At 49.6% G+C, this 1,801-nt stretch carries 2 pseudogenes; both read right to left on the reverse strand.

Annotation, left to right across the window (positions count from 1 at the left end):
• A pseudogene (locus AC1XUO_RS29570) lies at nucleotides 1-431 on the reverse strand (hypothetical protein); the annotation flags it as partial.
• A 13-nt stretch (nucleotides 432-444) separates the two neighbouring features.
• A pseudogene (locus AC1XUO_RS29575) lies at nucleotides 445-1,801 on the reverse strand (hypothetical protein); the annotation flags it as partial.

Below are 1,801 nucleotides of genomic sequence, written 5' to 3' on the forward strand. Positions count from 1 at the left end.
TCCGTACCTCCTTCAAATTTTTCAACCGGAATGTTTGCATGATTGGCAGGCAGCGGCTCACTCCCAAAGGGCAGAAGATTCAAGGGAACGTCCTGATAATCGCCAAAGAAGTCGCCCAGGTTGGAGCCGAAACTGATTTCGTATCCGGATGCTGTTACCTTTTCCAGATACGTAAACCCGCGCTCGATGGTGTCGCCGTCTGCAATTTTTTCGGTGTAATAATTCTGAGGATCCCCGACTGATTGCGGATCCGCGGCATACTTGAAAATGCTGTTATTGGTCGGAGAAAAGGGAACCGTAAACCTGTACACTTTGGAACCCTGCACGGTTCCAAAGTCAAATACAGGATTGAAACGTTCCAGGGTAAAGCTTGTCCCTGGGAAAAGATCCAGGGGTGTGCCGTCGATTAAAATATCAATTCGTTTTTTCATGATCAGGATTAAATTACAGATTGTTTCTTCCGGCCATGGCAGCGGCATCTGCTGCCCGGTTGCCGGCGCTGGCCGCCGCCCATGATCCGTCAGCGGCACGGTTCATGGCACCGATCAGCTGATCCATTTTTCCGGCGATGTTTTCCAATGGTGGTTTTAAGTCCTGGACCGCATCTTTTGTGGCTGCTGTATTCTTTCCGATCGTGGCCATCATCTGCTGACTTTTACCAATTTCGGCGGATGTGGCGCCGTTGGTTGCGTCCGCGTCTCCACCTTCCACATCGCCGTATGGGTTCATGTCGGCATCATATCCGCCAGTATCGCCCAGGCCAGCATTGGCGGCGGCAAGTTCGGCATCCAGCTCTGCCTGCATTTCTGCGGCATCCGCTTCGGCTTGTGCAGCGGCTTCGTCGGCGGCCTTCTGGGCTTTTTTCTTTTTGGATCCAAAAAGATATGATTCTCCTTTACGGAGTGGTTCCAGAAGGCTTCGGTAATCACCTCCATCATTACCGAAAACGGTTCCTTTTGCGGCATGGATCGGAGCGCCGTTTTTATGAAGGGATGAATCCAAAAGTGCGTTGATCATCACCCGGTTGTTTTTGTAAGTATTGCGCGATAAGATCATGATCGGTTCGTCACCTTCCATTTCTCCTACTTCTTCGCCGGTGTCGCGGCGTGTAAGTGCGATACCTGACTGACCATAACTTTGACCGTGCTGTGGTCCCTGGGGAACGCCGGCATTGCGGATATATCCACCTTTGGCCATACTTGGCGGCTGCTGTGATTTAATGATCCCGATCTGGACGGCTGCAAGTGCTGCTGACGCAACCACACCAATCAGACCAAGCGGGAAACCCATCATGGCCAATGATTTCAGCGCGGCCATGGCAGCATTAATCAGCGCCATACCGATCTGCATTTTCTGTTCGCGCTTCCAGGCTTTTACCTTCGCTTCGTGTTCTTTTTCAAGGGCATTTTTGTTGATCTTGTCAATTTCCTTTTCGTAAGTATCCTTGTTGATCAGACCTTTATCGTACTTGTCTTTCCAGGATTTAAGCTGTGCATCCTTTTCCTTGGTAATGTTGGAAAGCTCTTTTTGTAATCTGGCTTCTGAAAGTTTTTGCATCATTTGCAGCCCGGCCGCAACACCTGAAAGAATTTCCTGCCCCTTGCTGGTCCAGTTTTGCAGGCGGGAGTCGTTCATGGCTTTTTCGTTTGATAATTTCTTATTCACGAAATCCATGAAACCGGCAAAATCGCCGGACATTAGCGACTTAATCGCGCTGAAAAAACCTTGCTGATTGTTTTTTCTTTCTTCCAGGTTTTGGGCTTCATTGGTTTTTAGTGCAGTCTGGTGGGCAGCGTTTGCA

The sequence above is a fragment of the Dyadobacter sp. HNCC25DJ186 genome (assembly GCF_056895235.1).